The sequence below is a fragment of the uncultured Nitrosomonas sp. genome (genome assembly GCF_902826915.1).
In the GTDB taxonomy this organism is placed as follows: domain Bacteria; phylum Pseudomonadota; class Gammaproteobacteria; order Burkholderiales; family Nitrosomonadaceae; genus Nitrosomonas.
Map to the genome: position 1 here is coordinate 1 of NZ_CADEGP010000108.1, position 5,894 is coordinate 5,894.

The window sequence follows — 5,894 nt, forward strand, 5'->3', positions numbered from 1 at the left end:
AAACTGCTGCTCGCAAGATAGCGATTGACGGGAATTTTTCAGGGACGACTAATTACCTGCTTCAGAAACTCTCAATATACTGAGTAGAAGAGGATTTGTATTCACGGCCGCACGGAGCAATCGCAACACCATAACAGCCCAATCAAAACGGCGGTTGAAGCGATAAAGATAGCGATGCGCATATTTGGCGTGATCGAATGCGTGGTATGTTCCACTGTGAGAAATGTAACTAATCAGGAAGCTTTTTAACATGCAATGCACCACAAAATAACCAGAGCTCAATCGAATCCATATTAGGTCATGAGATAATTGCAATTTCTAAAAATTAAGCATCAATATTAAGAATATGATTTGCTGACAAGCTATCATTGTTCTTGATAGAATCATGAGGTCAGCCGTTTTCGATTAACATTAAGCTGCATTAATGTGCTAAATCCATTGCGATGAGAATATCTTTTTACTGTATGTATATAGAATAGCCTAGTGAACTTACATTCCTCTTATAGAAAATCAAATAGCTCATTAGAAAAAGATTAACTACAGACAAGCAAAATGAATTTACTAAAATTCATCATCTATTCCATGCTCAGAATACACTTTTTATAAAAACGAAAAGGGATTGTTATGTCACACAACTCGACCCAAATTAATAAGCACCTAAAAAGCCTACAAAAACACCTTGTCGATGAGCACCCAGACAATCCGACTCTGGCCAATGCGGTAAAAAGTTTCAGGAAAATGGACTATGTAGGTCAAAGCATGGGGCTGATTAATAAAGATGAATCTTATGCAACATGTGTGACATGGTGGCCCATGATCGCAGTATTGGGTACATTCTCTGCGGGTAAATCAACCTATATTAATTCTTATTTGAATATGCCGCTGCAACGTACTGGTAATCAGGCCGTTGATGATAAATTCACAGTGATTTGCTTCAGCCGCCACAATGAAGCAAAAACTCTTCCTGGTATTGCACTTGATGCGGATCCACGATTCCCATTTTTTCAGATTAGCCGCAGTATTGATGAGATCTCTGAGGCTGGGCAAGAACGTATCGATGCTTATTTACAATTAAAAACCTGTCCATCTGAAAACATACGCGGGAAAATTATCATTGATTCTCCAGGTTTTGATGCTGACAATCAGCGTGCATCTACATTGCGCTTAACTCAGCACATCATCAATTTATCAGATCTTGTGTTGGTGTTTTTTGATGCACGCCACCCAGAGCCAAAAGCCATGCAAGATACATTGGCTTACCTGGTATCTGCCAGTGTAAACCGGGCTGATGCTAATAAATTTCTATACATCCTGAATCAAATCGATGTTACCGCACAAGAAGATAATCCTGAAGAAGTTGTATCAGCTTGGCAACGCTCTCTTGCAGAAGTAGGGCTGATCAGTGGACGCTTTTATCGTATTTATAATCCAAGCGCAGCTGTTCCAATCGCTAATCAACATGTTCGAGAACGCTTTGAGAAAAAACGCGAAGAAGATATGGCAGATATCGATGCACGGATACACCAAATCGAAGTAGAACGCTCCTATCGAATCGTCGGAAAACTCGAGCAAACAGCAAAAGATATAAAAAATCAAAAGATTAACAAGCTATCTGAAATGTTAAAACAGTGGAAAAGTAAAGTCATACTTTTTGATGGATTGGTATTCGGCACTCTGGCAATCTTGGCAGGTACCGTCTTGACTATGAACGAATCTTGGAGTCTTCTCAAAACATTTCAGACCCAACTCATGCAAGGCGAAACTGCAGCAGCTGCTATTGCAGCATTTCTTTTGATCGGTATCATTTATGTACATTTCTCTATCCGACGTACTGTTGCCAATCGATTGCTGAGAAAACTAGGTAGAGAGTTGGGAAATGACCATGAAACATTTAAACAATATCTACATGCATTCAACAAAAGCACAGCAGCATATCGTCCAATGTTGCTAAAAAATCCTGCGGGCTGGAACGAAATTACGCAGCAAACAATTGATGAAATCATTAACGAAGCTAACGATTACATTCAGGCGTTAAATGATCAATTCACTAATCCCTCAGGCAATGGAGGTAAAAACTCACAAGCATAAAAATTTAATTCAGGATCATAGAGAATTTATCGCATCATTTTTCTTTATTTTATCCGACTAACAAACAAAAAAACGTTACTCATGTGTGCTACGTGTTTAATATCATTGTTACTCGGAATTAGATTTATTGCCGTACACTCTATATAAGCACTGAAGTATTCTATGACACAGTAAATGCTCACTAAAGTGAGTCAAGAATTATTACAACTTGTCGCTTACTTATGCCTATACTATATTTATTTTTGTAATCACCACCACCAATTATTGTCTCGAAACTTAGTGCAATATATACCTTATCTGGTTTGGACAAGCGCAATATTAAAGAGTAAAATGCGGGGCTTTTAAATAGGGTAATTAAACCGGAGAAATTTATGTCAGTTACAATCGACCAAAAAGCACAGGTAGTGCGAGACTATCAAAGAGCCGAAGGAGATACTGGCTCTCCAGAAGTTCAGGTTGCACTTTTAACAGCCAGAATCAATGACTTGATAGGACACTTTAAGATTCATGTTAAAGATCATCACTCCCGCCGCGGCTTACTGCGCATGGTTGGTCGTCGTCGCAAACTACTTGATTATTTAAAACAACGTAATACTGACACTTATCAAACATTGATAGAACGACTTGGTTTACGTAAATAAATGTGTTTAATGTACTGGGTTGGCAGCTATCCGAACAAAATTCCCCATCCAAGTTGTCATGCAATCAATACGTTGGCCTGCAGGTAATTCAAAATTTGGAAAAATCTATTCAAAAGGCAAAAGGATTATTAATTGAAATCTATAAAGAAGAGTATTACCTACGGACGCCATCAACTTACACTGGAAACAGGTGAAATAGCAAGGCAAGCACATGGCGCCGTAGTGGTTACGATGGATGATACCGTAGTACTTGTCACCATAGTAGGTGCAAAAAATGCAAAGCCCGGTCAGGATTTTTTCCCACTTACTGTTGATTACCAAGAAAGATCTTATGCAGCTGGCAGAATACCGGGCAGTTTTTTTAAGCGTGAAGGACGTCCATCCGAAAAAGAAACATTAACTTCGCGATTAATTGATCGCCCTATCCGCCCTCTTTTCCCCGAAGGATTCTATAACGAGGTACAAATAGTAGCCACTGTCATGTCGGCTGACAATGAAATAGATCCTGATATTCCTGCAATTATTGGCACATCTGCTGCGCTAACTCTCTCCGGGATCCCTTTTGATGGACCTCTCGGTGCAGCTCGCATTGGCTACGTCAATAATGAGTATGTCTTAAACCCAACCACTTCAGAACTTAAAGATACACAATTAAATCTGGTCGTTGCAGGAACACAACATGCAGTTCTGATGGTTGAGTCCGAGGCAATAGAGCTGTCGGAAGATATTATGCTTGGCGCTGTAACGTATGGCCATGAACAAATGCAAATTGTTATTAATGCAATCAATGAATTTGCTGATGAAGCCGGTGTGACCACATGGGATTGGACACCGCCAGCAAAAGATATCGCATTTGAAGAAAAAATCGTCAGTATGGCAGAAGCTGATCTACGACAAGCATACAAGATAAAACAAAAACAAGCGCGCTCAGAAGCAATTAAAACAACTAGAGAGCGTATATCGAGTGAACTTGAGGTCGGCACAGAGAACGGGCCAGAATTACAAGTTTTTATGGAAGCATTTTTTTCACTGGAATCAAAAATTGTCCGCAATCAAATACTAGATGGTGAGCCTCGCATCGATGGTCGCGGTACTCGCACAGTCAGAGCCATAACGATTCGTAATGGCGTATTACCTCGGACACATGGTTCGGCACTCTTTACCCGTGGAGAAACGCAAGCACTTGCTATTGCTACTTTAGGCACCGCTCGTGACGAGCAAAAAATTGATTCACTACAAGGTGACTATAACGAACGATTTATGCTGCACTATAATATGCCCCCATATGCCACAGGGGAAACAGGTCGCGTTGGCACTCCCAAACGCCGTGAGATCGGTCATGGACGCTTAGCTAAACGCGCTCTTGTCGCTGTTCTTCCCTCGCCTGAAGAGTTCGGCTATTCTTTGCGAGTCGTATCTGAAATTACCGAATCCAATGGCTCTAGCTCAATGGCCTCGGTTTGTGGGGGCTGTCTCGCACTGATGGATGCAGGGGTACCATTAAAAGCTCATGTCGCAGGTATTGCCATGGGGTTAATTAAAGATGGAAACCGCTTTGCAGTCCTTACGGATATTCTCGGCGACGAAGATCATCTGGGTGATATGGATTTTAAAGTTGCCGGCACCGAAAAAGGTATTACCGCGTTACAAATGGATATTAAGATACAAGGCATAACCCAAGAAATCATGCATGCAGCATTGATACAAGCTCATGAAGGGCGAATGCATATTCTGCAAATTATGAAACAAGCTTTACCTTCCACTCGCGAAGATATTTCGGTGCATGCGCCACGTATCATTAGACTCAAAATCAATCCAGAAAAGATTCGTGACGTAATCGGGAAAGGCGGCGCTGTCATTCGTGCGCTTACAGAAGAAACAGGCACCACGATTGATATCACTGATGATGGCCAGGTAACAATTGCATGCGTCAATGCCGAAGGTGGTGAAATCGCAAAAAAACGTATTGAAGATATTACTGAAGAAGTTGAAGTTGGAAAAATTTATGATGGTGTAGTTCTAAAATTGCTTGACTTTGGAGCTATAGTGAGCGTCCTCCCGGGTAAAGATGGGTTACTTCATATTTCCCAGATTGCCAATGAACGAGTCAATAACGTTTCTGATCACCTTAATGAAGGCCAACAGGTACGCGTTAAAGTTCTTGAAGCTGACGACAAAGGAAGGCTGCGATTAAGTATGAAAGCTGTATCTTCTGATGGAGATCAATCTGATTCTAATTCTGTTGCAGAAGAAGAATCGTGAGATAAAATTTCTCACTTAAATATATATACCCAAGAACCCTGTATTCTTACAGGGTTTCCATTAACTTATAATGATTTAGCTTTATATTATTACTTAGTTTGCTATTTAGCTATCTGTCTCTCACGCATTTCATCCAATGTCTTGCAATCAATACAAAGTGTCGCTGTTGGTCTAGCTTCAAGTCTTTTTAGTCCAATTTCTACACCGCAGCTCTCACAATAGCCATAGTCTTCAGAATCAATCTTACCAATAATTTCATCAATTTTTTTAATGAGCTTGCGTTCACGATCACGATTGCGCAACTCAAGCGTCATGTCAGACTCTTGACTTGCACGATCATTAGGGTCAGCAAAAACTGTTGCTTCATCCTGCATAGTATGAACAGCACGATCAATTTCTTGACTAAGTTCAATTTTCATACCCTCCAATATTTTGCGAAAATGCAACAACTGATCAGGACTCATATATTCTTCACCTGATTTTGGTTCATAGGGAGTCACTTGTTTACTTTGTAGTTCTTTTGGCATCTTTTAAGGCTCCTATCTCTTCCAGTAGTGGTAGTGTATAAAAATTTTGTACTAATATCAGAAAAAACATTATATAACAAGAGGCCTTTGCAAAATTCAACGAATTTCCAAATTCGTTACAATTTCTGATTTTTATGTGAATAACGGGGTATTTTTTAGTAATTTTCTTGCTGAAATCACGCGAGCAATCACTTTTATCGATGATTATCGGCTCAGAAGGCGCATTTCTCCTGTGATTGCAATGGCATCTGTCTATTAACATACAATCTGGGCAGCCTTTTTAGGTTGTATGCCATAGCTTGTAAGATATGCCAGGCATGCGCTTGTGTTAATCGTGTCCTGAAACGAGACAGTACCGAATGATCCGGAACATCGT

Annotated in this window: 4 protein-coding genes and 1 pseudogene; 3 read left to right on the plus strand and 2 right to left on the minus strand. The window is 40.3% G+C overall.

Annotation, left to right across the window (positions count from 1 at the left end; translation table 11 throughout):
- Positions 1-48: 48 nt before the first annotated feature.
- Positions 49-216, minus strand: a pseudogene (locus QZV86_RS13170) (IS1595 family transposase); the annotation flags it as partial.
- 408 nt (positions 217-624) lie between these two features.
- On the opposite strand from QZV86_RS13170, the gene QZV86_RS13175 reads away from it, so the two are divergent.
- From QZV86_RS13175 to pnp, 3 genes are all read left to right on the plus strand, one after another.
- On the plus strand, positions 625-2,088 hold the full coding sequence (locus QZV86_RS13175) for a dynamin family protein (RefSeq protein ID WP_295629040.1): 1,464 nt from the start codon (positions 625-627) through the stop codon (positions 2,086-2,088).
- 371 nt (positions 2,089-2,459) lie between these two features.
- A complete protein-coding gene (gene rpsO / locus QZV86_RS13180; RefSeq protein ID WP_293005281.1) occupies positions 2,460-2,729 on the plus strand; it encodes a 30S ribosomal protein S15 in 270 nt (89 codons plus the stop codon).
- Positions 2,730-2,861: 132 nt separating this feature from the next.
- A complete protein-coding gene (gene pnp, locus QZV86_RS13185; RefSeq protein WP_295629045.1) occupies positions 2,862-4,991 on the plus strand; it encodes a polyribonucleotide nucleotidyltransferase in 2,130 nt (709 codons plus the stop codon).
- 101 nt (positions 4,992-5,092) lie between these two features.
- On the opposite strand, the gene dksA is transcribed toward pnp, so the two are convergent.
- Positions 5,093-5,518 (minus strand): RNA polymerase-binding protein DksA, encoded by a 426-nt coding sequence (dksA, locus tag QZV86_RS13190; RefSeq protein ID WP_293005285.1) that lies wholly within the window; start codon positions 5,516-5,518, stop codon positions 5,093-5,095.
- Positions 5,519-5,894: the final 376 nt, after the last annotated feature.